The organism is Gordonia sp. KTR9 (genome assembly GCF_000143885.2).
Lineage (GTDB): Bacteria > Actinomycetota > Actinomycetes > Mycobacteriales > Mycobacteriaceae > Gordonia.
In genome coordinates this window covers 4,267,034-4,291,361 of sequence record NC_018581.1, presented here as the reverse complement: position 1 = coordinate 4,291,361, position 24,328 = coordinate 4,267,034, and the positions used below count along the sequence as shown (strand labels likewise).

Genomic DNA, 24,328 nt, shown 5'->3' with positions numbered 1-24,328 from the left:
CCCTCACTGTAACGCTGCGGCGGCCGGAGTCCGAGCCCCCTCGTGGACGAGGATCCGGTAGTCGCGCAACTCGACGCGGCGCAGCTGGCCGACATACTGCGAGGCGAACCCCGGGTACATCGTCGCGTTGAACCCGTCCTCCGTCAGGTACCAGCTCTGGCAGCCCGAATTCCACGTCGTCGAGGTCAGCCGGCGCTGGATGTCCCGGTTGTATCGGTCCTGCGCCTCCGCGCGGACGTCGAGCGCCTTCCACCCGTTGTCGAGCAGTTGGGCGACGGCCCCGGTGATGTAGTCGATCTGTGCCTCCATGTAGACCAGTGCCGAGCTGTGGCCGGGACCGGAGTTGGGGCCGAACGTGAAGAACAGGTTGGGGTAGCCGGACACGGCGACGCTGCGGTAGGCGAATGCGCCCCGCTCCCACTCCGATGCCAGCTCGCGCCCGTCGAGACCGGTGATCGGGATCGGCGTCCCGGTCTTGGAAACGTCGAACCCGGTCGCGAACACGATGCAATCGAACTGATGCTCAACACCTTCCACGGTCCGGATGCCGCGTTCGGCGATCCGGGCGATCGGCCAGGTGACCAACTTGCAGTTGGGTCGCTGGAGGGCCGGGTAGTAGTCGCTGGTCATGAGCAGTCGCTTGCATCCCGCGGCGAAGTCCGGAGTGAGTTGCCTGCGCAGCCACGGGTCGTCGACCTGGGACCGCAGGTGCAGCCTGCTCACCGCCTCGACGACGCGGGTCAGGGGCGTGTTCCAGACGACCCCCAGTGCCACCGTCTCGTGACCCCAGAACCAGAGCGAACGCGCAAGACGCTGGGTGCCCGGAATCGAGCGATAGAGCCGTTTGGTGGCCTCGCGGGTCCGGGCGTCGGCACGGGGCAGGACCCAGCCCGGCGTGCGCTGGAAGACCTTCACCGAGGCAGCCCGGTCCACCAGCTCCGGAACGATCTGCACCGCGCTGGCCCCGGTGCCCACGACAGCGACCTTCTTCCCGGTGAACTCATAGTCATGATCCCAACGCGCGCTGTGGATCTTGTGGCCCGCGTAGTCCTCGATGCCGGGGATGTCGGGTAACGAGGCGTTCGCGAGCGGCCCGGAGGCGAGGACGACGGCGCGTGCCCGTACCGGCTCGTGTCCCTCGGCGAAGGTGACGGTCCACAGACCTTCCTCGGCGGAGTACTCCAGCCCCGACACCGTGTGGCCGAACCGGATGTGGCGGCCGATCCCGGAGTCGTCGACCATCGAGCGGATGTAGTCGAGGATCTCGGCACTCCGCGAGTAGGTGTGTGACCACTCCGGATTGGGGGCGAAGCTGTAGGAGTACAGGCGCGACGGGATGTCGCACGCTGCCCCCGGGTAGGTGTTGTCGCGCCAGGTACCGCCGACCCGGTCGTCGCGTTCGAAGATCGCGAAGTCGTCGATCCCGCGATCCCGGAGGCGGATTCCCGCGCCGATACCGGCGAAACCGGCGCCGATGACGGCCACCGAGGTGTGCATCGCCACCCCCTCAGGCCGTCGGCTCATAGGTCAGTTCCTGCGACCACGTCGGTGTTCGGTGGACCAGGCCGAACGGGATGCGGTCGGTCAGCTTCACCATCGAGTCGGCGAACAGGTGGTAGGGCACATTTCGCCGGTTGATCACCGCCGCGCCGTGGTATGCGACCACCTGGAACATGGGCAGACGCCGCACGTATTCACTTCGATCGCCCACTGCCCGATAGCGCTTCATCGCGCTGTAGAGCCTTTCCTCGTCGACCCCCATCGCGACGATGTTGTCGCGCATCTTGTTCAGCAGCGGAACGTAGCTGAGTGCCCCGATCAGGAACGTCGGCTTCACCCATCCGCCGACGAAGTCGATCGTCCGCTTGCGCAGCCCCGCATGCCCGAGGATCTCCATGACCTCGAAGTCGACTGCCAGATGGCGGGATTCGTCGGAGTTGATCCGCTTGAACACCTCCTGGGCCACCGGGTCCTTGACCTCGTCGGTGATGAACTTGATGAGGGCGCCGTCGAGCGCGACCTCGAGCATCGGGATCACGGTTCCCAGGAAGGACAGGGACATGTCGTCGGAGTGCCGGTCGAGCCAGTTGATCACCAACTGCACGTTCACATTCGGCGACGGGATCTCGTCGCCGTCCAGCATCCCCCACCGCCGCATCAGTGCCAGTTCGGCATTGGCGTGTTTCTGCTCCTCGGCGTGGAAATGCTCGTAGATGCTCTTGAGCGTCGGGGTCGGCGCCTTCTTCGCCATCGCCGCGAAGCCCCGCGCACCGACGTTCTCGATCCACATGAGGTCACTCATGAAGGGTTTGAGCTTGGCGTGCAGGTCCGGTTCGATGAGTTCGGCCCCCGGTGCATCCCAGTCGATGTCGGCCAGAGCCCATTGACGGTCCTTGATCTTCTGCAGCATGTTGTCGAGGTCGATGGCCATGACAGTCCTTTCGAGTGGTCGTTCGGCTGAGGTCTGACGCGTCAGGACGACGGCAGGAGACGGTTGAGGAGTCCGAGCCCGCGGACGTAGGACGCGGGGAAGTGTCGTTTGAGATGCCAGATGACCCGGGCATCCAGCTGAGGCAGGACGTACAGTCGGCCGAGATCGTGGGCATCGAGTGTCGACGCGGCCACCCCGGCCGCCGACACCCCGGTCCAGCGCATCAGCGCCCCTGCGAGATCCTGTGCGTCAGAGGTGATCCGGCCGTCCCGCGCCACATTGGTCTTCACGAAGGTCGGGCACAACACCGTCACACCGACGCCGGAGTGTGCCAGTTCCGCCGCGAGCGTCTCGCTCAACGAGACCACGCCTGCCTTCGACACGTTGTAGGGCGCCATCACGGGCGCTGCGGCGAAACCCGCCGCCGACGCGACGTTGATGATCCCGCCGCGGCCTGCCGCGCGCAGCATGGGTGCGAAGAGTTCGCATCCGTACACGACGCCCCAGAGGTTGATCCCGAGAGCCCAGTCCCAGTCGTCGAACCCGATGTCGCCGACCGGGCGGCCGCCGATGCCGACCCCCGCGTTGTTGATGACGAGTGTCGGCGGACCGTCGAAGGTGTCACGGGTGAACGCCACCAGTGAGCCCACCGCATTCCGGTCCGCGACGTCGCAACCGAAGGCGTGGGCCACGCGGCCGGTCCGGCTGGTGACGAGGGACGCGGTCTCGTCGGCGCTTCTCTCGTCGATGTCGGCGCAGATGACCTCGCCTCCGCGCCGGCCGAGTTCGAGTGCGAACGCGCGACCGATGCCGCTCCCGGCGCCGGTCACGACAGCTCTGGCATTCTGCGACAACGGGTTCCGGACGAATCGGTGCCGGATGCCGTCGACTGCGGTGATCATGACGCGTCCGACACGATGCGCACAGCCGAGGTGGCCGGCGCCGGTGCGTGCCGGTCCGCCGCTCGGTCGGTCAGGAACTCGCCGACCCGCCGCAGCGCGGCGTCGGCCTCGGGGCCCAGGCGAGGGAGGGCCTGGAAGACGTGCATCATGCCCGGCCAGATCTCCAGCCGGCTGTCACCGCCGTGCGCGCGGAGTTCATCGTGCAGGTGGCGCGCGTCGGCGCTGAGCATCTCGGCACCACCGGTCTGGACGAGAAACGGCGGAAGGTGTCGCGCCGGTGTGAAGTCGAGCGAGAGTCGTGGGTCGTCGGCGGCCGCGTCACCGGTGTAGAGGCCCACCAGGCGCGCCGCTGCCGCCGCGGTGATCGCCGGGTCCCGCCGGATACGCTCCTGATCGCGCGCCAGGCCGAAGGTGAGGTCGATGAGCGGAGAGAACAGGATGACCGCCGAGGGTTGCTCGACGTCGGCGACCGCCCGCCGGAGGGTCAGATCACAGGCCAGGTGTCCACCCGCGGAGTCGCCGGCGACGACGATGTCCCCAGGTGCGAAGCCCTGTCGAAGCAGCCAGTCGAATCCGTCGGCGACGTCGTCGGCGGCCGCGGGAAAGCGGTGCTCGGGTGCCAGTCGGTAGTCGACGACGAACACCGGCAGATCGGTGGCCAGCGACAGCCGCGCGGCGAGAGAGCGGTGCGTGCGTGCCGAACAGATCGTGAACGCGCTGCCGTGGATGTAGTAGATCGCGGCTCGCCCGCGTCGGACTCCCGGACCGAGGACCCATTCCCCGGAGATCCCGTTCTCCTCGACGTTCAGCACGGTCGTCCCGGACGGGGTACGCCCGAGCGTGCGCATGATCGCGGCGATGAGTCCACGCGAGAGCCGGATACCCAGCGGGTTCAGCGGGATCACCCCGGTGAACGTGCCCAGACCCCACCTCGTCGCGTGGGCGGTGAGCGTTGCCCGCGTGGAGGCCTCGCTCGGCAACGGGGTGGGCGTCGACGTGGTGTGCATCAGCTCACACCATCAGCAACTGTGCCATTTGTCAATGGCATGGTTGCTGATGGTGACGAGGTGGTGCCCGGTCGACATCACACGGACACCGACAAAAGACCGGGCCGCGCGATGTCCTCGCGCGGCCCGGTCGTTCACCAGTGCGTCAGCTGCGTGCGCTGCCCTCCGGAACGGCGGACGCGGACTCCGCGGCCACCGGGCCGTCGGGGGCGGCCTGCGTGTCGGTCACCTCGATGTCGCCGGTCATCCGCGCGATCGCCGCGCGTCCGTAGATCAGGTGCGCCGGCACGAATTTCATCCCGAGCCAGTAGAGGAGCATGCCCGCAGCGGCGCCCATGAACCAGGTGAAGCTGGCCTGGTACACCGTGCCGAAGATGACGACGCTGATGGGGAGCACCGACGCGATGATGGTGGCGCCCACGGCAACCGGGTTCCAGCCGTTGCGGTACCAGTAGGTGCCCTCGGGCTCCATCGTGAACAGATCGTCGACCTCGATCCGTTGCTTCTTGATGAGGTAGAAGTCGGCGATCAGGATGCCGAACAGCGGACCGATGACCGCGCCGAGGGTGTCCATCGTGTAGTGGATGGCGGTGGGATTGTTGAAGAGATTCCACGGGGTGATCAGCACCGAGCCGACCGCGGCGATCATGCCGCCGGTCCGCCAGCTGATCTTGGTGGGCGCCACATTCGAGAAGTCGAAGGCAGGCGAGACGAAGTTCGCGACGATGTTGATGCCGATCGTGGCGATGGCGAAGGTGAGCACGCCGAGCACCGCCGCGGTGGTGTTGTCGATGCGATCGACGATGTGGACCGGATCGGTGATGATGTTGCCGTCCTCGTCGGTACCGATGACGGTGACCGCGGCAGACACCGTGCACACCACCAGGAGTGAGAAGAAGAGGAAATTGACCGGGAGTCCCCAGAAGTTGCCCTTCTTGACCTCGCCGAAGGTGCGGCCGTAGCGCGAGAAGTCACCGAAGTTGAGCATCGGTCCGGAGAAGTACGAGACCACGAGCGCGAACGCGCTGATCATCATCGTGATCGACGACCAGCCGGAGAGCCCGTCGCCGACCGACAGGTCGAGGCTCACGTTGTCCCACCCGGCCTCGACGACGAGGTAGGCCGCCAGCGCGATCATCACGACATACACTGCGGGACCGCAGAAGTCGATGAACTTGCGGATCGTCTCCATGCCGTTCCAGAAGACGAGGGCCTGCAGGACCCACATGAGGATGAAGCCGGCCCAGCCCAGCGCGGACAGGCCCAGGAAGCCGTGCTGCTCGACGTCGCCCCAGGGTTCGAGGCCCGGCCAGAACTTCAGCGCCAGCAGGCCGAAGGCGACCGACGCCAGGTAGGTCTGGATGCCGTACCAGACGACCGCGATCACGCCGCGGATGATCGCCGGGATGTTCGCGCCCTTGACGCCGAAGGACACCCGGGTGGTCACGGGGTAGGGGACGCCGGCCAGCTGCGAGGGCTTGGCGACCAGGTTGCACAGGAGGTTGACGGCGATGATGCCCACCAGGAGTGCGACGAGGACCTGCCACGCCGCGATGCCCAGGGCGAAGAGGCTGCCCGCGAACACGTATCCACCGACGCTGTGCACGTCGGACATCCAGAAGGCGAAGATGTTGTACCACGTCCACTTCTGTTCTTTCAGTGGCGCGAGATCGGTGTTGGTGAGCCGGTCGTCATACGTGGACTTGATGACGCTCTCGCCGGCGGCGCCGGAGTGGGACGCAACCGACGGGGCCGCAGGCGACGGCCCGGGGTTCCCGGTGGGCGGTGTGGACATGGGTGCTCCTGGTCTTCCGATCAGCGGTGGGGGTCGGATGTCGTGCTGGCGGCGCTGATGGGAAGAATGTAGGAACGCTTTGTTACCCCACGATGAACTGGCAGATATATTCCGCCGGGGATGACCCGGGTGTCAGTCGTGGCGGACGTCGAGGAGTGCGGCGGTCTCGATGACGGCGCTCTCGAGGCGCTGGTGATGACGACGGGCGACGTCGAGGACCGACGCGGTGTCACGGTCGGCGAACGCCGCGAGCAGGTCGGCGTGGTCGGTGTTGAGTGCGTTCTGGGTATCGGCTGTCACCGATCTCATCACCTGGAACGGTTCGGTGAGGTTCCAGGTCGCCTCGAACATGTTGAGCAAGCGTGGCATCGCGCACGGCGCGGTCAGCGCGCGGTGGAACTCCCGAGAGATGTCGTGAAACGCCTTGCCGTCGTTGAACTTCACCGCGGCCAGCAATTCCGCGTGACGGGCGCGGGCGGTCTGCAACGACGACTCGTCGATGAGGCCGACCGATCGGGCGAGCGCGGCCTGTTCCAGGGTGCCACGGACGAAGTAGATCTCGCGCAGCTCCTCGGTGGACAGTTGACTCACGCGATATCCGACCCCCTGCCGGTGGACCACGAGGCCCTCGCCGACAAGGGTTTTCAGCGCCTCGCGGACCGGGATCGGGCTGACGTCGAAAGCGTCGGCGATCTCGCCGGGTGGGAGCTGGGTGCCAGGCGGCGCGCCGCCGGACAGGATCAACCGACGCATCTCCTCCAGCACGTTCGCACGTGCGTTGCCGGTGCGCGTCTCGGCGAGCTGATCCAGCAGCCGGTCGGTCATGCGCCGGTTCATCGCGACGATCCGGGGCGGGACGGGTGGCGCGCGATCCAGTCGGCCACCGCCTCGGTGAGCCGATGCTGATTGTGTCGCTTGACGATCTCGTGACCTTCGTCGTCGAACATCAGCATCTCGGCCACCGCCCCGCGTGCCTGGAGTTCGGCGACGATCTGCTGCGACTCGCTCACCGGGACGTTGGTGTCGTGCGCCCCGTGGACGACGAGCAGTGGTGCGCGGACCGCGTCGATCCGGTGGATCGGCGAGAGGTCGGCGAGAAGTTCCCGGTCGGACTCGGGATGCCCGTACTTGGTGTAGGCCGCGACCGCGATCCACGGTTCGGTGTTGCGGAAGAACGATTCGAGGTCACTCATGCCGCAGATCGCGATCCCGGCGGCGAACAGCTCGGGGTGGAACGTGAGGCATGCCAGCGTGAGATAGCCGCCGTAGGAACGACCCGAGCAGTACACCGCATCGGGGTCGGCGATTCCCTGTCGGCACAGGAACTCCGCGCAGTCCGCGGCGTCGTTGATCCCGGCGTACCGCCCGTACCGGTCGTCGGCATGGGCGAACAGCCGGCCGTATCCCGACGACCCGCGGACGTTCGCGGCGAAGACCGTGATCCCGGCGTCGACGAGCGGGCCGAACAGGAACTGGTAATCCGGTCGCGACTGCCCCTCGGGGCCGCCGTGGAAGTACAGGAGGGTGGGACCCGGCGTCACCGAACCCGTCTTGTCTCGCGCGCGGAACAGGAAGCCGGACAGCGGCATACCGTCGCGCGCGGAGAACTCGAGGAGTTCGGGCCGGAGCAGGCACGAGGGTCCCTCACCCGTGATGACGTCGTCGCGGACGGGATACACGGCCCGGTTGGCGACATCGACGAGGTGGACCAGGGGGGAATGTTGCGGACTCGACACCGTCACGGTCACCACCGAACCCGCCGCACTGATGGAGAGGTCGGAGGCCACCTCGCCGGGCAGGTCGATGGGTGGGTGCAGGGTCTGATCGGGCAGGGTCATGATCTGCAGCTCGCTGCGCCCCTGGACATTCCACAGCAGCGCGACGGTCGACTGGTCGTGGCTGACCGCGAACTCATCGAGTCCGATGTCGACGCGCTGGGCCATCACCCGGAACCGCACCCCGAACTTGCTGACCTCGACACCGAGGAGTCGTGGGAACTTGGCGTCGAAGTCGCTGCGCACCAGCGCCTGGACGCTGTCGAGGTCGCGTGTCGGTTCGTTCGGGGCGTGCACGAAGACCAGTGAAGAGTGGTCGAAACCCTGATCGAGGACGTAGCCCTGATCGGTGACCGCGCCTGGATCCTGCGGTAGGAGAGGGGTCATCGAGATCTCGTCGTCGCCCGAGTCGGGCTGACGGCGCAGCAGCAACATGTCGTGGTAACCGCGCGGACCGACCCGGACGAGGGTGGCGCCCTTCCACGAGTCGATGAGCACACTGCCGACGCGCTGATCCAGGGTGAGTGTCGTCGCGGTTCCCGGATGGACGCGTAGGGCGTGGGAGGTGCCGTCGGTGTCGATGGCCGTGATGAGAACCCAATCGGTGTCCCATCCGACGAGACCCACGGTGCCGAACGAGCGGCCGTCGGGCCGCGTCGCCGCGATGCGGTGGGCGGTGTCGTCGTCGGGATCTGTCGTGACGACCCAGACCTGGTGGTGCTCGCCGCCGCTGGGGGCGATCTCCACGGCCAGCCAGCGACCGTCGGTCGAGTGCACCACCTTCCGGACGGGCCCGGTGGACCGCAGCTTGACCCACCGCAACTCGCCGACACCGTCCCGGGAGAGCGAGCGCTGCGCGGCCCGTGGATACCCCGTCCCTTCGTCGACGATGTAGGCGAACGCGCTCCCGTCAGGCGAGAGCGAGGCGCCGTAGGTCTTCCATCCGCGGTCGTCGAAACGCAGCGAGGTCACCGTCGTGCGTTCGCTTCCATGGTCTGCAACCACATCTCGAGGAGCGCGACCTGCCACAGCTCGTTGCCGTCGAGCCTGGTGCGAATCCGGTTGGGGTCGGCGAAGAGTCGATCGAGCGCCGCCGGCCGGTACAACCCACGGTCGCGGGCGGCCTTGGATCGCAGCGTGTCCGAGACGAGGTCGAGGACACCGCCGGTGAGGTGGCGGATCCCCGGCACCGGGAAGTAACCCTTCGTGCGGTCGATGACGGCCGACGGCAGCAGCGCCCGGCTCGCCTCCTTGAGCACGCCCTTGCCGCCGTGCGCGAGCTTGAGATCGGGGGGACAGGTGGCGGCCAGTTCGACGAACTCGTGATCGAGGAACGGGACGCGGGCTTCGAGTCCCCACGCCATCGTCATCGTGTCGACGCGCTTCACCGGGTCGTCGACGAGCATGACGGTGGTGTCGAGGCGAAGCGCCGCGTCGACGGCGGTCGCGGCGCCCGGTGCGGACTGATGGGCCGAGGCGAACTCGAAGCTGGGGTCGTAACCGGCCTCGGGGAGATAGTCGTCGGCGAGGATGCCGCGGATGTCGACGTCGTCGCGGTCGAAGAAGACGTCGGCATAGGCGCGCGTCGTCTTCTCGCGGGTCACGTCGAGAAGTGGGGGATACCAGCTGTACCCGCCGAGGATCTCGTCGGCGCCCTGCCCGGACTGGACGACCTTGATGGACTTGCTGACCTCCTGCGAGAGGAGATAGAACGCGACGCAGTCGTGGCTGACCATCGGTTCACCCATGGCCGCGACCGTGTCCGGGATCGCGGGCAACAACCGGTCGGTCCCGATGTGGATCTTGTGGTGGTCGGTGCCGAAGGTGTCTGCGATGAGATCGGAATAGGCGTACTCGTCTCCCGATTCTCCGGCCGCGGAGTCGAATCCGATGCTGAAGGTGGCGAGGTCGGTCTGGCCCTGTTCGGCGAGCAGGGCGACGACGAGTGAGGAGTCGACGCCGCCGGACAGCAGCACCCCGACGGGTACGTCGGCGACCATGCGCCTGCGCACCGAGGTCCGCAGCGAGTCGAGCAGCTCGTGCTGCCACCGCTTCTCGTCCCAGTCCCGGCGGTCGGGGTGCGGCTCGAACGCCGGTTCCCAGTAGCGGCGTTCGGTACGCCGGCCGTCGGGCCGGATCGTCAGAACCGTCGCGGGCGGGAGCTTTCGGATGCCGTTGTAGATCGTGTGGGGCGCCGGCACGACGGCGTGGAAGCTGAAGTAATGGTGCAGCGCCACGCGATCGATCGAGGTGTCGACGTCACCGGCGCACAGCAGCGCCTGCACCGACGAGGCGAACCGGAGGCGCCCGGGGGTGTCGGCGAGGTAGAGCGGCTTGATGCCGAGCCGGTCGCGGCCGAGAGTGACCACGCCGGTGTCGGTGTCGACGATCGCGAAGGCGAACATGCCCATGAAGTGGTCGACGCAATCGGGACCCCAGGCGTGGAACGCCTTGAGGATGACCTCGCTGTCGGCGTGGGAGAAGAAGGTGTAACCCTTGCCCTCCAGTTCGGCGCGCAGTTCGTGGTGGTTGTAGATGCAGCCGTTGAACACCAGGGCGAGGCCGAGCGTCGGGTCGATCATCGGCTGACTGCCCTTCTCGGTCAGGTCGATGATCTTCAGGCGCCGATGGCCCAGCGCGACAGAACCTTTCGAGAAGACGCCGGAGCCGTCGGGGCCTCGGCGGGTCATCTCGCAGGTCATGGCATCGACAGCCGAGACATCCGGGGCCGTGCCGTCGAACCGGATCTCACCGCAGATTCCGCACATGGGTCGCTGGTCCTCCTCGTCGCTGCCGCACTCCGATGCCACTGGTGCTCTGGCGCACCGGGCGGAGGCATCCTCCCACCCTAGGAGGCCGGGGGCCCGACGGCACCCCGGGCGGGGGCCGCTACTTCGGGGTCACCCACGTGGTGATGTCGCAGTGCACGACCTCCACGCCCCTGGTGTCGACGATGCTCACCGACACGGTGACGTCGGTGCCGGCGGTGATGGCATCGAAGTCGACGGGCTCGGCGAGCCGCGCCTCGGCGGTCAAGCGCGTCGTCGCCTTGGTCAGGTAGCTCGTCTGCATCGCCTTGGGTATCCAGCGATGGGACGTCGGTGTGGTGGCCTCCATCAGCATCCCCATCGCGGCCTCGGCGAGATTGCAGGCGGCGATCGCGTGGAAGGTGCCGATGTGGTTGTGGACACCGAACCAGTTGGGCGCGGTGACCTTGCAGTAGCCGGGCTCCATCTCCTGGACGAGCGGTAGGACGGTGCCGAAGTAGGGGACCTTCGCGACCATCCCGAGGGAGAACAGAACGTTCCCGAGAGGATTGGCCGGCAGCCTCTTGCGCAGGGCGAAGGTGGGGTTCGTCGAACTCATGCCGGTATCTTACTCATGAGTCAGTTCATTCCCCGGTGTCGGCGTCCGGCGTGGATTTGATCGTGCTCCCGACCTGATGCATACTGTTCGGGTTGCCTTGACCGGCGGACGCAGGTTGTGCCGTGTGCCAGCCCAGCGGTCGCGGACAGGTGAATGACTCCCAGGCCCGGTCTACGGGGACTGGGCGTGTAACGCGTGCGCCGATATCGGTTCACGGTCCCGACACGCCCGACTGCGGGTGCCGGAGCAACCAGGCTCGTACAGGTACGAGCCAACGTACAACGACAGATGAACAGCGTCGATTGCCGTATCTCACACGGTGGTCATGTGCTCAGCCGGCGAGAGCTCGGTCCGGATCACGCGGTGTTTGTCTGTCGAGAACAACTGACGGAAGAGGACACAGCGTGGCGGGACAAAAGATCCGCATCAGGCTCAAGGCCTACGACCACGAGGCGATCGACGCTTCGGCGCGCAAGATCGTGGAGACCGTGACCCGTACCGGGGCACGCGTCGTCGGCCCGGTGCCATTGCCCACCGAGAAGAACGTGTACTGCGTCATCCGTTCGCCGCACAAGTACAAGGACAGCCGCGAACATTTCGAGATGCGTACCCACAAGCGACTCATCGACATCCTCGACCCGACACCGAAGACGGTCGACGCGCTGATGCGCATCGACCTCCCGGCCAGCGTCGACGTCAACATCCAGTAGGACGGGGGCGAGATAAATCATGAGCAATCAGAGTTCGACCAAGGGAATCCTGGGCACCAAGCTCGGCATGACCCAGGTCTTCGACGAGAACAACCGCGTCGTCCCGGTCACTGTCATCCAGGCCGGCCCGAACGTGATCACCCAGCTCCGCAGCGCGGACCGTGACGGCTACACCGCCGTCCAGCTCGCCTACGGCGCGATCGATCCCCGCAAGGTGACCAAGCCGGTCGCCGGCCAGTACAGCAAGGCCGGGGTCACCCCGCGCCGCCACCTGGCCGAGATCCGCGTCAACGACATCAGCGAGTTCGAGGTCGGTCAGGAACTGACCGCCGAGATCTTCGCCGACGGCGCGCTGGTCGACGTCACCGGCACCTCGAAGGGCAAGGGTTTCGCCGGCGTCATGAAGCGCCACGGCTTCGCCGGTCTGGGCGCCAGCCACGGTGCCCACCGTGTGCACCGCGCACCGGGCTCGATCGGTGGCTGCGCCACCCCGGGTCGTGTGTTCAAGGGCATGCGCATGGCAGGCCGCATGGGTAACGACAAGGTGACCACGCAGAACCTCACCGTCCACAAGGTGGACGCCGAGGCCGGTCTCCTGCTGATCAAGGGAGCGATCCCGGGTCGCAAGGGCGGCATCGTGATGGTTCGCGACGCAGTGAAGGGTGGTGCCAAGTGAGCACCGAGACCGCTACGAAGCTGACGCTGGACGTCAAGACCGCCGACGGCAAGACCAACGGAACCGTTGACCTGCCCGCCGCACTCTTCGACGCCCCGGCCAACATCGCGCTGATGCACCAGGTCGTCGTGGCCCAGCAGGCCGCGGCACGCCAGGGCACGCACTCCACCAAGACCCGCGGCGAGGTCCGCGGCGGTGGCGCCAAGCCGTACCGCCAGAAGGGCACCGGCCGTGCGCGTCAGGGCTCGAACCGCGCGCCGCAGTTCACCGGTGGTGGCACCGTCCACGGCCCGCAGCCGCGCGACTACAGCCAGCGCACACCGAAGAAGATGAAGGCGGCCGCCCTGCGCGGTGCGCTGAGCGACCGCGCTCGCAACGAGCGCATCCACGTGATCACCGAACTGGTCTCGGGGCAGCAGCCCTCGACCAAGTCGGCGCGCCAGTTCCTGGAGAGCCTCTCCGATCGTCGCAAGTTCCTGGTCGTCCTCGGCCGCGAGGACCTGACGGCGTGGCTGAGCGTGGCGAACCTGCAGAACGTGCTGCCGATCGCGCCGGATCAGCTCAACACCTACGACGTCCTCGACTCGGACGAGGTGGTGTTCAGCGTCGAGACGCTCAATGCCTTCATCGAGCAGAACACGGCGGATGCCAAGGCTGCCGTCGAGAAGACAGCAGAGGAGGCCTGACATGTCGACCATTGCCGACCCGCGCGACATCATCCTGGCGCCCGTGATCTCGGAGAAGTCCTACGGGCTCATGGAGGACAACGTGTACACCTTCCTGGTGCACCCGGAGTCCAACAAGACCGAGATCAAGATCGCGATCGAGAAGATCTTCGGCGTCAGTGTTGCCAGCGTCAACACCGCGAACCGACAGGGCAAGCGCAAGCGGACCCGCTCCGGCTACGGCCAGCGCAAGTCCACCAAGCGCGCCATCGTGTCGCTGACCGCAGACAGCAAGCCCATCGAGATCTTCGGGGGCTCGGTCAGCTGACCGGGGCCTTCGAGAAGGACTAGAGACTCATGGCTATTCGTAAGTACAAGCCGACGACCCCGGGTCGTCGTGGGGCCAGCGGCTCCGACTTCGCCGAGGTCACCCGTGACCACCCGGAGAAGTCGCTGGTGCGTCCGCTGCACGGGCGTGGTGGCCGAAACGCTCACGGCCGCATCACCACTCGTCACAAGGGTGGCGGCCACAAGCGTGCCTACCGTCTGATCGACTTCCGTCGTAACGACAAGGACGGCATCAACGCCAAGGTCGCTCACATCGAGTACGACCCGAACCGCACCGCGCGGATCGCGTTGCTGCACTACGTCGACGGCGAGAAGCGCTACATCATCGCGCCCAAGGGCCTGAAGCAGGGCGACGTCGTCGAGAGCGGCTCGACCGCCGACATCAAGCCCGGCAACAACCTGCCGCTGCGCAACATCCCGACCGGTACCCAGGTCCACGCCGTGGAGCTGCGCCCGGGCGGCGGCGCGAAGATGGCCCGCAGTGCGGGTTCGTCGATCCAGCTGCTGGGCAAGGAAGGCAGCTACGCCACCCTGCGTATGCCCTCCGGCGAGATCCGTCGCGTCGACGTGCGCTGCCGCGCCACCGTCGGCGAGGTGGGCAACGCCGAGCAGAGCAACATCAACTGGGGCAAGGCCGGCCGTATGCGCTGGAAGGGCAAGCGCCCGACCGTCCGCGGTGTCGTGATGAACCCCGTCGACCACCCGCACGGTGGTGGTGAGGGCAAGACCTCCGGTGGTCGCCACCCGGTCAGCCCGTGGGGTAAGCCCGAGGGCCGCACCCGCAAGAACAAGGCCAGCGACAAGCTGATCGTCCGTCGCCGTCGTACCGGCAAGAACAAGCGATAACAGGAGGAGGTAAGAGAATGCCACGCAGCCTCAAGAAGGGCCCGTTCGTCGACGACCACCTCCTGAAGAAGGTGGATGTCCAGAACGAGAAGGGCACCAAGCAGGTCATCAAGACCTGGTCCCGTCGTTCGACCATCATTCCCGACTTCATCGGTCACACCTTTGCCGTCCACGACGGACGCAAGCACGTGCCGGTGTTCATCTCGGATTCGATGGTCGGGCACAAGCTGGGCGAGTTCGCCCCCACCCGTACCTTCAAGGGTCACATCAAGGATGACCGGAAAGCGAAGCGCCGGTAATGACTACGCAGACCGATAATCCGACAGCAAAGGCGACCGCCAAGTTCGTGCGCGTCACGCCGATGAAGGCTCGTCGTGTCCTGGACCTGGTCCGCGGCAAGAACGTGGACGAGGCCCTCGACATCCTGCGGTTCGCCCCGCAGTCGGCGTCCGAGCCCGTGTACAAGGTCCTGGCAAGTGCCGTCGCCAACGCGGAGAACAACCTGGATCTGGATCGCCGGACCCTGGTCGTCGCCACCGCGTTCGCCGATGAGGGTCCGACCCTCAAGCGCTTCCAGCCGCGCGCACAGGGTCGCGCGTTCCGTATCCGCAAGCGCACCAGCCACATCACCGTGGTCGTGGAGAGCTTGCCGGAGAAGGCAGCCGGCGGCCGTGGCCGTTCGCGTCAGCCGAAGAAGAAGGGAGCCTAGACAGTGGGCCAGAAAATCAACCCGCACGGCTTCCGTCTGGGCATCACCACCGACTGGAAGTCGCGGTGGTACGCCGACAAGCAGTACGCGGACTACGTCAAAGAGGATGTCGCCATCCGCAAGCTCCTCTCCACGGGGCTCGAGCGGGCCGGCATCGCGAAGGTGGAGATCGAGCGCACCCGTGACCGGGTTCGCGTCGACATCCACACCGCGCGTCCGGGCATCGTCATCGGTCGCCGTGGCGCCGAGGCCGATCGCATCCGCGGCGACCTGGAGAAGCTGACCGGCAAGCAGGTCCAGCTGAACATCCTCGAGGTCAAGAACGCCGAGTCCGAGGCCCAGCTGGTGGCCCAGGGCGTCGCCGAGCAGCTGAGCAACCGTGTGGCGTTCCGCCGCGCGATGCGCAAGGCGATCCAGTCGGCGATGCGTCAGCCGAACGTGAAGGGCATCCGGGTCCAGTGCTCGGGTCGTCTGGGCGGCGCAGAGATGAGCCGCAGTGAGTTCTACCGCGAGGGTCGCGTGCCGCTGCACACGCTGCGCGCCGACATCGACTACGGACTCTACGAAGCCAAGACCACCTTCGGCCGGATCGGCGTGAAGGTGTGGATCTACAAGGGCGACATCGTCGGTGGACGTCGTGAGCTGGCCGCGGCCGCTCCGGCGGCCGAGGATCGCCGTCCGCGCCGGCCCAGCCGGCCCCGGCGTAGCGGTGCCTCGGGCACCACTGCGACGAGCACCGACGCCGCTCGCGCGGCCGAGGCCGCTCCCGCCGAGGCCACCGCTGGTGCGGCTGAGAAGCAGGAGGGCTAGGCCATGTTGATCCCCCGTCGGGTCAAGCACCGCAAGCAGCACCACCCCAGCCTCAAGGGGCAGGCCAAGGGCGGCACCAAGGTGACGTTCGGCGATTACGGCATCCAGGCTCTGGAAGGCGCGTACATCACCAACCGTCAGATCGAGTCCGCTCGTATCGCGATCAACCGGCACATCAAGCGTGGCGGCAAGGTCTGGATCAACATCTTCCCGGACCGCCCGCTGACCAAGAAGCCGGCCGAAACCCGCATGGGTTCGGGTAAGGGTTCGCCCGAGTGGTGGGTCGCCCCGGTCAAGCCGGGTCGCGTGCTGTTCGAGATGACCTACCCGAATGAGGAGATCGCTCGCGAGGCCCTGCGTCGCGCGCAGCACAAGCTCCCCATCAAGACCAGGATCGTGACCAGAGAGGAGCAGTTCTGATGGCACTCGGAGTTGCTGCGAACGAGCTTCGTGAGCTCAACGACGCTGATCTGGTCGATCGCCTGAAAGAGTCGAAGGAAGAACTGTTCAACCTTCGGTTCCAGATGGCCACCGGCCAGCTCGACAACAACCGTCGCCTGCGGACCGTGCGTCGCGAGATCGCGCGCATCTACACCGTGATGCGTGAGCGGGAGCTGGGCCTGGCGTCCGGACCGGATGGTGATGACGCATGAGTGAGGACCAGAAGGTGACCGAAACCCAGACCGAGGAGCGCGCACGCCGCAAGGAGCGCATCGGCTACGTGGTCAGCGACAAGATGCAGAAGACCATCGTGGTCGAGCTGGAAGATCGTAAGAGCCACAAGCTCTACGGCAAGATCATCCGGACCACGAGCAAGGTCAAGGCCCACGACGAGAACGGCGATGCCGGCGTCGGCGACCGTGTGCGGATCATGGAGACCCGCCCGCTGTCGGCGACCAAGCACTGGCGTCTCGTCGAGGTGCTGGAGAAGGCCAAGTAGGCCTTCTCCCAACGAGATCTACCGACACCGGCCCGTTCCCCCTGGGGAGCGGGCCGCTTGTCGTCTGGCCGATCCCTGAGGAGCTCTGGAGCCTGCGGAGGTCGGCCCACGATCCCTGAGGAGCTCCGGAGCCTGCGGAGGAGCGTCACGAAGGGTGGTCTCAACGGGGGATTGACCGGCTGAGCCGAACGGTGTGAGGGTGAGATGCGATGCCCACCACCGATCTCGCGACAGCCGAATCCCGCGCACGACCCGCCTGGGTCCGGCGGGCATTCGAATCCGACTCGGCGGAGCCGGACCTGGATCGCGTTCGCCGGGTGGGGGCACGGTTCCTGGGTCTGGGTTTCATCGGTTACCCGGTGGTCTCCGTGGCGGCGATTCTCGCCTCGGCGCCGCTCACCGACGCCTGGTGGCCACCGTTGAGCATCCTGCTGTCGGTCGGACCCGGAATCCTGTTGATCGCGGCGACCTTTCGGCCGGGCACGGCATGGCTCACGCCGCTGGCGCTGACGTCGTGGGTCGGTTACATCCTCGGGCTCGGGTTGTGGTTCGTCGCATGGAACGGCTCGACGCTGGCGGATCCGGGTGGCACGGCCCAGTGGATGGTCGCCTTCTGCGGCATGCCGAGCATGGTCCTGATGCTCGTGCACCCGCGTCTGGCCGTGCTCGGTCTCGTCGCGTCCTCGACCCTCGCGCATCTCTCGCAGCAGCTCGGCCGGTTCGGCGAGGTGACCTCCGACGCGCCGGTGGAGATCCTGTGGTCGCTGATGTTCACCGGCGTCTTCCTCGCGGTGGTGCTGGTGGCCACCCGGACCGGGCGCGAACTCGACGAGACACGCGAAGAGACCTACCGCACCGCGGCCAACGTCGCCGCCGCCTCGGCCCGCGAGGTGGAGAAGGAGCGATTCGACGCCATCGTCCATGACCGGGTCATCGCGTCACTGCTCGCCGTCCGGCCCGGCCGTCCCGATGATCGGCTGGCGGCGCAGGCCGCGTCGGCTCTCGAAGAACTCGCGCGTGTCCCGGGGCCGGATGATCCGGTCGCCGCGAGCGAGGTCGAGGTGATCCGACGCATACGGTCGGCGGCCGCAGACGTGTCGGAACGGTTCGACGTCGAGGTCGTGGACGGCGACGCGGACGGGGACGATGGGTGGCCCGAGGCGGTCTCCTATCCGGTCGAGGTCCTCGACGCGGTCGTCGAGGCGATGTCGGAGGCGCTGCGGAACGTCGCCGGGCACGCTGGGGACGATGCCGAATGCGCCGTCATCGTGCAGCTCGGACCCGACTCGCTGAGCATGGCGGTCGTCGACAACGGTGTCGGGTTCGACCCCGACGCGGTGGCGGCCGGCCGGCTCGGCATCGCCGTCAGCATCCGTGGCCGTCTCGCACGACTACCGGGCGGCCATGCGCGGGTGCAGAGCCGCGCCGGCCGGGGGACCACGGTGCAGATCCTGTGGGAGCGGCCGTGAGACGCGAATGCGCCCGGGGCGTCGACAGCGCTCAGCGCGGCGAGGTCGTGAACGCTTTCGGGATCGGCTCCCGGCCCCTGTGGCTGATGATGGGGGTCCTCGCCTGCGGCTACTTCGCCGTGACGCTGTACGCCGACTCGACCGTCTCCGGGTGGTGGCAGTGGATCGGACTGTTCGCCGGTTTCGTGTTGTTCGTCGTCGCGGGGGTGTCGATTCTCGACTCCCCGGGCGATCCGCTGCCCACGTCGACGACCATCGCCGTCGCCGGGCTGGCCGTCGCGGCGGTGGCCGCCACGCTGTTCTCGCTGCCGTTTCCGCCATCGCACGTGATGCAGACCGGGCCGCCGATGGGCGCGTCGGTGATCATCCTGGCCTTCGTTGCGGTGCGCGGCCGTCCCCTGGCCGCGTGGCTCGCCAGCGCCTGCATCTCGGTCATCGCGGCCGTGTGGGGCGCGGTCTCGACGGCGGGGGCGCTCTGGGGACTGTCCATCACCCTGCCCGGCTACGCGATCATGATCATGGGTTCGCTGTTCTCCGTCATGCTGCGCCCCATGGCCAGGCAGATCTACGAACTCCGGGAGGCCAACGAACGTCAGGTGGCGCTCGACGCCGCCGCGGCGGCGGCCACCGAGGTGCGGGACCGGCGACTCGCCGCCCTCGACGAACGGGCGCGTCCCGTCCTCACCCGTATCGCCAACCGTGAGTCCTTCACCGCGGACGAGGTCGTCATGGCCCGCCTGCTCGAGGCGCAGTTACGCGACGGCATCCGTGCCTCCGGGCTCGACCTCCCGGTGGTCCGGGATGCGGCGTGGCGCGCACGACAGCGCGGGGTTCGCGTGGTCCTTCTCGACGACGGTGGGCTCGCGGCGCTCGACGAAGCGAATGCGGCGACGGCGCGCGAACGGCTCGCCGTCGCCGTCGCCGAACTGCTGGACGAGGTCGACGACGGGCGGGTGACGATCCGCATCCAGCCGCCGGGGCGCGACGTGCTCGCCTCGGTCGGCGTGGACGCCGACCATCGCACCGACCGGATCGAGTTCGACCACCGCATGATCGTCTCCGCCGATACGGCGCGGGAGACGCCGGCCTCGGGCAGGTGACGTCGCGGGTCAGGCGTTGCCGGTACGCAGCCATTCCAGGACGGCGGGAGTCACCGGTGCGGTGGCGTCGGCGTACTCCGGATGCTTCTTGAGGAATGCGGCGACCAGGGGGCACACGCCCACGATCGTGAGGTCGCGTGCGCGGGCGTCGTCGAGGGCCTCGGTCACCAGGATCGTCGCGAGGCCGCGTCCGCCGAAGTCGGGGTCGACCTCGGTGTGGAAGAACACCCGCGCGGTCAACGGGGCGTCCTGAGTGCCGGAGACACGGTCGCGGTACTCGGCGAAGCCGGCCAACGTCTCGCCGCCGGGCGTCTGGACCAGGATGTCGTACCGGTTCTCCTCGGGATTGTCGCGCACCGTGGTCTCCGCGCCGGTCTTGTCCGCGGTCATCGCTGCACCGTCACGATCGGGCCCTGCACCGACCAGGGGAAGTTGATCCACTTGTCGGTGGTACGCCAGGTGTAGTCGGGGACCGTGATGGTGTGCGGTTTCTTGTAGAGCACGGCGTTGCGGACCTCGGCGACCCGGCCCTGCTCCTGACAGAAGTCGTTGACCAGTTTGAGGGTCTTGCCGGTGTCGGCCACGTCGTCGACGACGAGAACACGCTGGTCGGTGAGGCCGCTCGACTCGAGAAGCGACGGCAACATCACGGGTTCGGACAGTGTCTCGCCGACGCCGGTGTAGAACTCGACGTTCAGCGAGATCATCAGCTTGCAGTCCAGGGCGTAGGCGAGGGCGCCGGCCGGGATCAGGCCGCCCCGGGCGATGCCGAGGATGATGTCCGGGGCGAACGCGTCGTCGGCGACCTGCTGGGCGAGCTCACGGCACGCCACGCCGTTGAGCTCCCACGTCAGGATCTCGCGCTCGGGAGATGTGGTGGTCATGAGAACACTCTTCCAGAGGGTGCGCGACGACGCGTGACCGAAGTCCATGTCGGCGCAGTCGTGCGGCTCGTCGGTCGAGCGATACACGCACCGCGGGTGCGTCGAACGCGGCGAGGAGGAGGAAAGGCCACGTCGTGCGAGGTCGCGGACACGACGTAACCATTCGACCCCGACCGCACGACATATTCGTGGAGGACAGACCGAGTCAAATTCGTCGGGAACTCTGATTCGTGCGTAAGTTTGTTGTCGTGGATGCCTAGCGTCAGATCCTTGCCGCCGTCCCATCGGTGGCCGACGACGTGCGACGCTCCGGTTGTCCATGTTGCCGCCCTGTTGTCGACGCGTAGAGGAAGACATGTCCGAGGCCAGTGGTCAGCGACCCTCCGTCGCGTCCTACGCGCCGCGTCATCAACGGCAGGATTCGCCTCTTGCGCCGCTGCCCGAAGACCCGTTCGTACTCCCGGACCCGGTCGAGGAGCAGCTACGACGCTGGCGCGCCGAGCGGTCGAATCCCGCGCCCCCCACCGCCGAGGACGGTGATGCGGCCGAGCCGTCGCCCAACGGGCACGTGACCGTCCCGGCCGAAGAGTCCGCACCCACCGACTCCGCAGAGTCCGCACCCACCGACTCCGCACCCACCGACGGCCCGCCCGTCGACTCCGAGCCGGCCGATCCCGCGTCCGCCGACGCGGCACCCACTGCCGAGGCGCGCGCTGCTGACGCACCCACAGCCGCGGGCCCGCCGGTGAGCACGCGCCCCGTCGAGTCGCGGCTGAATCCGTCGCCCGTCGCCCGTGCTTACGCGCCACCGCCGGTCCCGACGACCCCGCCGCCCCCACCCGCCGAACGGAACGGACATGTCGTCCGGCCGGCGCCGAACGGCGTGGCGGGACGGGTGGTCCCCGAGTGGCAGAGAGGACCCGTCGACGGGTCGGAGTCGCACACCGTCGCATTCCCGGTCGCCGACCCGGTGCGGGAACCTGCGCCCGGTGACTCCGCAGGCATCGCCATCGAGGCGAGGAACCTGCACAAGAAGTTCAAGGACATGGTTGCGGTCGAGGATGTGAGTTTCACCGTCCCCGCGGGCAGCATCGTCGCGTTGCTCGGACCCAACGGCGCAGGCAAGACCACGACGGTGAACATGCTCTGCACGCTGCTCAAGCCCGACGGCGGGAGCGCCACGGTCAACGGCCACGACGTCTCGCACGACGCGGCCTCGGTCCGGAAGTCGATCATGCTGACCGGCCAGTTCGCCGCACTCGACGAGGCGCTGACCGGCCGCGAGAACCTCGTGCTGTTCGGACGCCTCCTGGGCCTGGAGAAGTCGGCCGCGCGGGTACGCGCCGACGAACTGCTCGATGCGTTCTCGTTGACCGACGTCGGCGGCAAACGTGTCCGCGAGTACTCGGGCGGCATGCGCCGCCGGATCGACATCGCCTGCGGACTGGTCACCGCACCGAGGATCGTGTTCCTCGATGAGCCGACGACGGGGCTGGATCCGCGCAGCAGACTGGAGGTGTGGTCGCTCGTCGAGAAGCTCCGCGACTCCGGCGTCACCATCCTGCTGACCACCCAGTACCTCGAAGAGGCCGACGTCCTGTCCGACAACATCGTCGTCATCGACAAGGGCCGGGTCATCGCCGAGGGAACCTCCGACGAGCTGAAGGCATCGACCGGTGCGGCCTACTGTGAGGTCACGCCGGCCGACCCGGCCGACCGTGCCCGACTTCGCGACACCCTGGCCGACCTCATCGCCGACCACGTGCAGAGCGCCGACGACCACTTCGTCGCGGTGCCGGCCCCCGATGGTCCGGAGACGCTCGTCGAGGTCATCCAACGGACGGCAGCCGCGGGTATCCCCCTCTCCGACGTCGCGATGCGCCGGCCTTCGCTGGACGAGGTGTTCCTGGCGTTGACCGACCCGCGGCGGGACCGGAGTTCCACCTGACATGACGACTTCTGACGTACTGCGGTCGGGGGCGACGTCGGGGTCTCCGACGACCACGCTGATCGAGCCGCGCGTGCGACCCGTGCAGCAGTGGTGGGCGCTGTCGGGGCGCGGGATCTCCAAGGTGTTCCGGGGCGGCGAGGTCATCTTCGCCTTCATCTCGCCGGCGTTTCTCGCCATCTGTTTCTACGTGCCGCTGCGGAGCATCGTCGAGGTCGCGCCCGGCGTGAACTACGGCCAGTTCCTGATGCCCATCATCGTGCTGCAGTCGGTGAACTTCGCCGCGTCCTCGGCGGCGATGCGCGCGGCCTTCGACGGGGTGCAGGGAATCAACACCCGCTTCCGGGTGATGCCGATGTCGCCGCTGATCCCGATGCTGGCGCGGACCGCGACCAACGGTGTGCTGCTGGTGATCTCGCTCATATGCGCGGCCGTCGCCTGCCTGATCATCGACTGGCGGCCGGGCGGTGGGGTCTGGGGGACGCTCGGTCTGTTCGGCCTGGCCTTCCTGATCGGAGCCCTGTTCTCGTGGGCGGCCGACGGTCTCGGGCTCGTCGCCGGCAGCCCGGAGGCCACCAGCCAGGCTCTGGCCCTGCCGACCCTGATCCTGGGCATGATGTCCACCGGATTCGTGCCGCTGGAGCAGTTCCCGGAGTGGATTCAGCCGTTCGTGCGCAACCAGCCCATCTCGCAGTTCGCCGACTCGATGCGTGCCCTCGACGCCGGGACCGCCACGTGGCACCAGTTGCAGCCGTCGCTGTGGTGGTGCGCGGGGCTGGCAGCGACCGCACTGGCGTTGCTGGCCGTCAGCACGCGGAGGACTCGCTGATGAGCGCCGCCGGAGTGGGCGCCTCCACCGCGGAATCGACCGCGCAGCGGCATTTTCTGACGACCGCGCCCACCGACGTGCCGACGGAGTCCTCGTTCCGGGCGTGGTGGCGTCAGAGTCTGCCGCTGGCCGGCAGACAGATCGTGGTGTTCGTGCGCGACGTCCCGACGCTGATGCAGGCGTTGCTGTTCCCGGCGCTCAGCATGCTCATGTTCAAGGTCGTGCTCGGCGACGCGATCGGGTCGGCGACGGGTCAGAACAGTGCGTACGGCACTGTGCCGCTGGTCATCCTCGTCGGCGCGATGTTCGGCTCGATCGCCTCGGCGACCCGACTGAACCGGGAGCGGGCGACCGGACTGCTCGCCCGGCTGTATGTCCTGCCGATCCACCGGGCGGCGGACCTCACCTCGCGGGTGATGTCCGAATTGGTGCGGATCCTGGTCACGACGCTCATCCTCCTCGCCGCCGGCCACCTCATCGGATTCCGATTCACGCAGGGGCTGGGTTCGGCGATCGGGCTCGTGCTGGTCGCGCTGGCCTACGGCACCGCCTTCGCGACCCTGACGCTGGCACTCGCCGTCAGCGCGCGCCCGGGGGCGCCGATCGTGCCGTATCTCGGTCTGGCCTCGAGTCTGTTGATGTTCTTCAACTCCGGCTTCTCCCCGATCAGTGCTTATCCGGAGTGGCTGCAACCGATCGTCGCGAATCAGCCCATGACACCGGCCATCGAGACGATGCGGGCGTTCGCGGCGGGTGGCCCACTCGCCGAGAATCTCACGAAAGTCGCTGTTTGGACCGTGCTGATTCTGGTCATTTCCATTTATCCGGCTCTTCGCGGTTATCGGAAAGCCGCGAGGGACCGATGATCACGAACCGATCCCATACCGTCGGGGTAACGAATGACACCCGGTATGGCCCCAATGGGGTCGATGCCGAGCGTGTCAACATCCCCCGTCGGCACATCGGCGCTGGTCAGTGGCTCTTGTGCGGGATCGGACGGGATATCGGCGCCGTCCCCTCGCCACGCGCGGGCACGCCCAAGGGCGTAACAAGGAAGGTGGGTACGGCGATGGCATTCACAGAGGCTGGCCCTGCATCCCGGTTTCATCAGACCCCCT

26 protein-coding genes and 1 pseudogene are annotated in these 24,328 nt (G+C 67.4%); 16 read left to right on the top strand and 11 right to left on the bottom strand.

The genetic code is table 11. The features are described 5' to 3' along the window. Nucleotides 1-3: 3 nt before the first annotated feature. From KTR9_RS19920 to KTR9_RS19880, 9 genes are all read right to left on the bottom strand, one after another. Nucleotides 4-1,497 carry a flavin-containing monooxygenase gene (locus KTR9_RS19920; RefSeq protein ID WP_014927863.1) on the bottom strand — a complete coding sequence of 498 codons (1,494 nt, stop codon included), beginning with the start codon at nucleotides 1,495-1,497 and terminating at the stop codon, nucleotides 4-6. A gap of 10 nt (nucleotides 1,498-1,507) precedes the next feature. Further along, a complete protein-coding gene (locus KTR9_RS19915; RefSeq protein ID WP_014927862.1) occupies nucleotides 1,508-2,431 on the bottom strand; it encodes a hypothetical protein in 924 nt (307 codons plus the stop codon). Between the two features lie 41 nt (nucleotides 2,432-2,472). Then, a complete protein-coding gene (locus KTR9_RS19910) occupies nucleotides 2,473-3,333 on the bottom strand; it encodes an SDR family NAD(P)-dependent oxidoreductase (protein WP_014927861.1) in 861 nt (286 codons plus the stop codon). Further along, entirely contained in the window at nucleotides 3,330-4,340 is a 1,011-nt protein-coding gene (locus tag KTR9_RS19905; RefSeq protein ID WP_014927860.1) for an alpha/beta hydrolase, read from the bottom strand. The genes KTR9_RS19910 and KTR9_RS19905 overlap by 4 nt, the downstream gene beginning before the upstream one ends. Before the next feature lie 145 nt (nucleotides 4,341-4,485). Continuing rightward, on the bottom strand, nucleotides 4,486-6,135 hold the full coding sequence (locus KTR9_RS19900) for an NCS1 family nucleobase:cation symporter-1 (protein WP_014927859.1): 1,650 nt from the start codon (nucleotides 6,133-6,135) through the stop codon (nucleotides 4,486-4,488). A 132-nt stretch (nucleotides 6,136-6,267) separates the two neighbouring features. Next, entirely contained in the window at nucleotides 6,268-6,960 is a 693-nt protein-coding gene (locus KTR9_RS19895) for a GntR family transcriptional regulator (RefSeq protein ID WP_014927858.1), read from the bottom strand. 8 nt (nucleotides 6,961-6,968) lie between these two features. Beyond that, nucleotides 6,969-8,882, bottom strand: a complete 1,914-nt coding sequence (locus tag KTR9_RS19890; RefSeq protein ID WP_010842273.1) for a S9 family peptidase — start codon at nucleotides 8,880-8,882, stop codon at nucleotides 6,969-6,971. Continuing rightward, a complete protein-coding gene (locus KTR9_RS19885) occupies nucleotides 8,879-10,678 on the bottom strand; it encodes an N-acetylglutaminylglutamine amidotransferase (protein WP_014927857.1) in 1,800 nt (599 codons plus the stop codon). Before KTR9_RS19885 ends, KTR9_RS19890 begins: the two co-directional genes overlap by 4 nt. Nucleotides 10,679-10,799: 121 nt before the next feature. Beyond that, on the bottom strand, nucleotides 10,800-11,276 hold the full coding sequence (locus tag KTR9_RS19880) for a hotdog fold domain-containing protein (RefSeq protein ID WP_010842271.1): 477 nt from the start codon (nucleotides 11,274-11,276) through the stop codon (nucleotides 10,800-10,802). Between the two features lie 404 nt (nucleotides 11,277-11,680). Here KTR9_RS19880 and rpsJ point away from each other — a divergent pair, with 404 nt between their 5' ends. The 13 genes from rpsJ (at nucleotide 11,681) to KTR9_RS19815 (ending at nucleotide 19,549) form a co-directional block, all read left to right on the top strand. Beyond that, nucleotides 11,681-11,986, top strand: coding sequence for a 30S ribosomal protein S10 (gene rpsJ, locus KTR9_RS19875; protein ID WP_003938093.1), 306 nt, complete (start codon nucleotides 11,681-11,683; stop codon nucleotides 11,984-11,986). A gap of 19 nt (nucleotides 11,987-12,005) precedes the next feature. Next, nucleotides 12,006-12,662: a 50S ribosomal protein L3 gene (rplC, locus tag KTR9_RS19870; protein ID WP_014927856.1), complete on the top strand. Its 657-nt coding sequence runs from the start codon at nucleotides 12,006-12,008 to the stop codon at nucleotides 12,660-12,662. Further along, nucleotides 12,659-13,348, top strand: a complete 690-nt coding sequence (gene rplD, locus KTR9_RS19865) for a 50S ribosomal protein L4 (protein ID WP_010842269.1) — start codon at nucleotides 12,659-12,661, stop codon at nucleotides 13,346-13,348. Before rplC ends, rplD begins: the two co-directional genes overlap by 4 nt. A 1-nt stretch (nucleotide 13,349) precedes the next feature. Continuing rightward, nucleotides 13,350-13,655 (top strand): 50S ribosomal protein L23, encoded by a 306-nt coding sequence (rplW, locus tag KTR9_RS19860; protein ID WP_010842268.1) that lies wholly within the window; start codon nucleotides 13,350-13,352, stop codon nucleotides 13,653-13,655. 29 nt (nucleotides 13,656-13,684) lie between these two features. Further along, nucleotides 13,685-14,521: a 50S ribosomal protein L2 gene (rplB, locus tag KTR9_RS19855; RefSeq protein ID WP_010842267.1), complete on the top strand. Its 837-nt coding sequence runs from the start codon at nucleotides 13,685-13,687 to the stop codon at nucleotides 14,519-14,521. A 17-nt stretch (nucleotides 14,522-14,538) separates the two neighbouring features. Beyond that, nucleotides 14,539-14,820 carry a 30S ribosomal protein S19 gene (rpsS, locus tag KTR9_RS19850; RefSeq protein ID WP_004020551.1) on the top strand — a complete coding sequence of 94 codons (282 nt, stop codon included), beginning with the start codon at nucleotides 14,539-14,541 and terminating at the stop codon, nucleotides 14,818-14,820. Continuing rightward, nucleotides 14,820-15,230, top strand: a complete 411-nt coding sequence (gene rplV / locus KTR9_RS19845) for a 50S ribosomal protein L22 (RefSeq protein WP_004020550.1) — start codon at nucleotides 14,820-14,822, stop codon at nucleotides 15,228-15,230. The genes rpsS and rplV overlap by 1 nt, the downstream gene beginning before the upstream one ends. A 3-nt stretch (nucleotides 15,231-15,233) precedes the next feature. Further along, nucleotides 15,234-16,040 carry a 30S ribosomal protein S3 gene (rpsC, locus tag KTR9_RS19840; RefSeq protein WP_004020549.1) on the top strand — a complete coding sequence of 269 codons (807 nt, stop codon included), beginning with the start codon at nucleotides 15,234-15,236 and terminating at the stop codon, nucleotides 16,038-16,040. A 3-nt stretch (nucleotides 16,041-16,043) separates the two neighbouring features. Next, complete coding sequence (gene rplP, locus KTR9_RS19835; protein WP_004020548.1) at nucleotides 16,044-16,460, top strand: 50S ribosomal protein L16; 417 nt, start codon at nucleotides 16,044-16,046, stop codon at nucleotides 16,458-16,460. Continuing rightward, nucleotides 16,460-16,693, top strand: a complete 234-nt coding sequence (gene rpmC, locus KTR9_RS19830) for a 50S ribosomal protein L29 (protein ID WP_004020547.1) — start codon at nucleotides 16,460-16,462, stop codon at nucleotides 16,691-16,693. Before rplP ends, rpmC begins: the two co-directional genes overlap by 1 nt. Beyond that, nucleotides 16,690-16,980 (top strand): 30S ribosomal protein S17, encoded by a 291-nt coding sequence (gene rpsQ, locus KTR9_RS19825; RefSeq protein WP_004020546.1) that lies wholly within the window; start codon nucleotides 16,690-16,692, stop codon nucleotides 16,978-16,980. The genes rpmC and rpsQ overlap by 4 nt, the downstream gene beginning before the upstream one ends. A 209-nt stretch (nucleotides 16,981-17,189) precedes the next feature. Beyond that, a complete protein-coding gene (locus KTR9_RS19820; RefSeq protein ID WP_014927855.1) occupies nucleotides 17,190-18,449 on the top strand; it encodes a sensor histidine kinase in 1,260 nt (419 codons plus the stop codon). After that, on the top strand, nucleotides 18,446-19,549 hold the full coding sequence (locus KTR9_RS19815) for a hypothetical protein (RefSeq protein ID WP_014927854.1): 1,104 nt from the start codon (nucleotides 18,446-18,448) through the stop codon (nucleotides 19,547-19,549). Before KTR9_RS19820 ends, KTR9_RS19815 begins: the two co-directional genes overlap by 4 nt. A gap of 78 nt (nucleotides 19,550-19,627) precedes the next feature. Here KTR9_RS19815 and KTR9_RS19810 read toward each other — a convergent pair. Beyond that, nucleotides 19,628-19,939, bottom strand: a pseudogene (locus tag KTR9_RS19810) (GNAT family N-acetyltransferase); the annotation flags it as partial. Continuing rightward, complete coding sequence (locus KTR9_RS19805) at nucleotides 19,936-20,433, bottom strand: phosphoribosyltransferase (RefSeq protein ID WP_014927852.1); 498 nt, start codon at nucleotides 20,431-20,433, stop codon at nucleotides 19,936-19,938. The pseudogene KTR9_RS19810 and the gene KTR9_RS19805, both read right to left, overlap by 4 nt. A gap of 355 nt (nucleotides 20,434-20,788) precedes the next feature. Between KTR9_RS19805 and KTR9_RS28020 the strand changes: the two genes are divergently transcribed. The 3 genes from KTR9_RS28020 to KTR9_RS19790 are packed head-to-tail and all read left to right on the top strand — an operon-like array spanning nucleotide 20,789 to nucleotide 24,076. Further along, nucleotides 20,789-22,381 (top strand): ATP-binding cassette domain-containing protein, encoded by a 1,593-nt coding sequence (locus tag KTR9_RS28020; protein WP_014927851.1) that lies wholly within the window; start codon nucleotides 20,789-20,791, stop codon nucleotides 22,379-22,381. Between the two features lies 1 nt (nucleotide 22,382). Further along, nucleotides 22,383-23,210, top strand: coding sequence for an ABC transporter permease (locus tag KTR9_RS19795; protein WP_014927850.1), 828 nt, complete (start codon nucleotides 22,383-22,385; stop codon nucleotides 23,208-23,210). Beyond that, nucleotides 23,210-24,076 (top strand): ABC transporter permease, encoded by an 867-nt coding sequence (locus KTR9_RS19790; protein ID WP_010842260.1) that lies wholly within the window; start codon nucleotides 23,210-23,212, stop codon nucleotides 24,074-24,076. The genes KTR9_RS19795 and KTR9_RS19790 overlap by 1 nt, the downstream gene beginning before the upstream one ends. Nucleotides 24,077-24,328 lie beyond the last annotated feature (252 nt).

Excerpts from the sequence above, each read along its gene's own strand:
- KTR9_RS19820 (WP_014927855.1), top strand. The coding sequence starts at position 17,190 with ATGCCCACCACCGATCTCGCGACAGCCGAATCCCGCGCACGACCCGCC.
- KTR9_RS19910 (WP_014927861.1), bottom strand. The coding sequence starts at position 3,333 with ATGATCACCGCAGTCGACGGCATCCGGCACCGATTCGTCCGGAACCCG.
- rpsS (WP_004020551.1), top strand. The coding sequence starts at position 14,539 with ATGCCACGCAGCCTCAAGAAGGGCCCGTTCGTCGACGACCACCTCCTG.
- KTR9_RS19900 (WP_014927859.1), bottom strand. The coding sequence starts at position 6,135 with ATGTCCACACCGCCCACCGGGAACCCCGGGCCGTCGCCTGCGGCCCCG.
- rpmC (WP_004020547.1), top strand. The coding sequence starts at position 16,460 with ATGGCACTCGGAGTTGCTGCGAACGAGCTTCGTGAGCTCAACGACGCT.
- rplV (WP_004020550.1), top strand. The coding sequence starts at position 14,820 with ATGACTACGCAGACCGATAATCCGACAGCAAAGGCGACCGCCAAGTTC.
- KTR9_RS19880 (WP_010842271.1), bottom strand. The coding sequence starts at position 11,276 with ATGAGTTCGACGAACCCCACCTTCGCCCTGCGCAAGAGGCTGCCGGCC.
- KTR9_RS19790 (WP_010842260.1), top strand. The coding sequence starts at position 23,210 with ATGAGCGCCGCCGGAGTGGGCGCCTCCACCGCGGAATCGACCGCGCAG.
- KTR9_RS19905 (WP_014927860.1), bottom strand. The coding sequence starts at position 4,340 with ATGCACACCACGTCGACGCCCACCCCGTTGCCGAGCGAGGCCTCCACG.
- KTR9_RS28020 (WP_014927851.1), top strand. The coding sequence starts at position 20,789 with ATGTCCGAGGCCAGTGGTCAGCGACCCTCCGTCGCGTCCTACGCGCCG.
- KTR9_RS19915 (WP_014927862.1), bottom strand. The coding sequence starts at position 2,431 with ATGGCCATCGACCTCGACAACATGCTGCAGAAGATCAAGGACCGTCAA.
- KTR9_RS19805 (WP_014927852.1), bottom strand. The coding sequence starts at position 20,433 with ATGACCACCACATCTCCCGAGCGCGAGATCCTGACGTGGGAGCTCAAC.
- KTR9_RS19895 (WP_014927858.1), bottom strand. The coding sequence starts at position 6,960 with ATGACCGACCGGCTGCTGGATCAGCTCGCCGAGACGCGCACCGGCAAC.
- KTR9_RS19795 (WP_014927850.1), top strand. The coding sequence starts at position 22,383 with ATGACGACTTCTGACGTACTGCGGTCGGGGGCGACGTCGGGGTCTCCG.
- rpsQ (WP_004020546.1), top strand. The coding sequence starts at position 16,690 with ATGAGTGAGGACCAGAAGGTGACCGAAACCCAGACCGAGGAGCGCGCA.
- rplW (WP_010842268.1), top strand. The coding sequence starts at position 13,350 with ATGTCGACCATTGCCGACCCGCGCGACATCATCCTGGCGCCCGTGATC.
- KTR9_RS19920 (WP_014927863.1), bottom strand. The coding sequence starts at position 1,497 with ATGCACACCTCGGTGGCCGTCATCGGCGCCGGTTTCGCCGGTATCGGC.
- rplB (WP_010842267.1), top strand. The coding sequence starts at position 13,685 with ATGGCTATTCGTAAGTACAAGCCGACGACCCCGGGTCGTCGTGGGGCC.
- KTR9_RS19885 (WP_014927857.1), bottom strand. The coding sequence starts at position 10,678 with ATGTGCGGAATCTGCGGTGAGATCCGGTTCGACGGCACGGCCCCGGAT.
- rplC (WP_014927856.1), top strand. The coding sequence starts at position 12,006 with ATGAGCAATCAGAGTTCGACCAAGGGAATCCTGGGCACCAAGCTCGGC.
- rplP (WP_004020548.1), top strand. The coding sequence starts at position 16,044 with ATGTTGATCCCCCGTCGGGTCAAGCACCGCAAGCAGCACCACCCCAGC.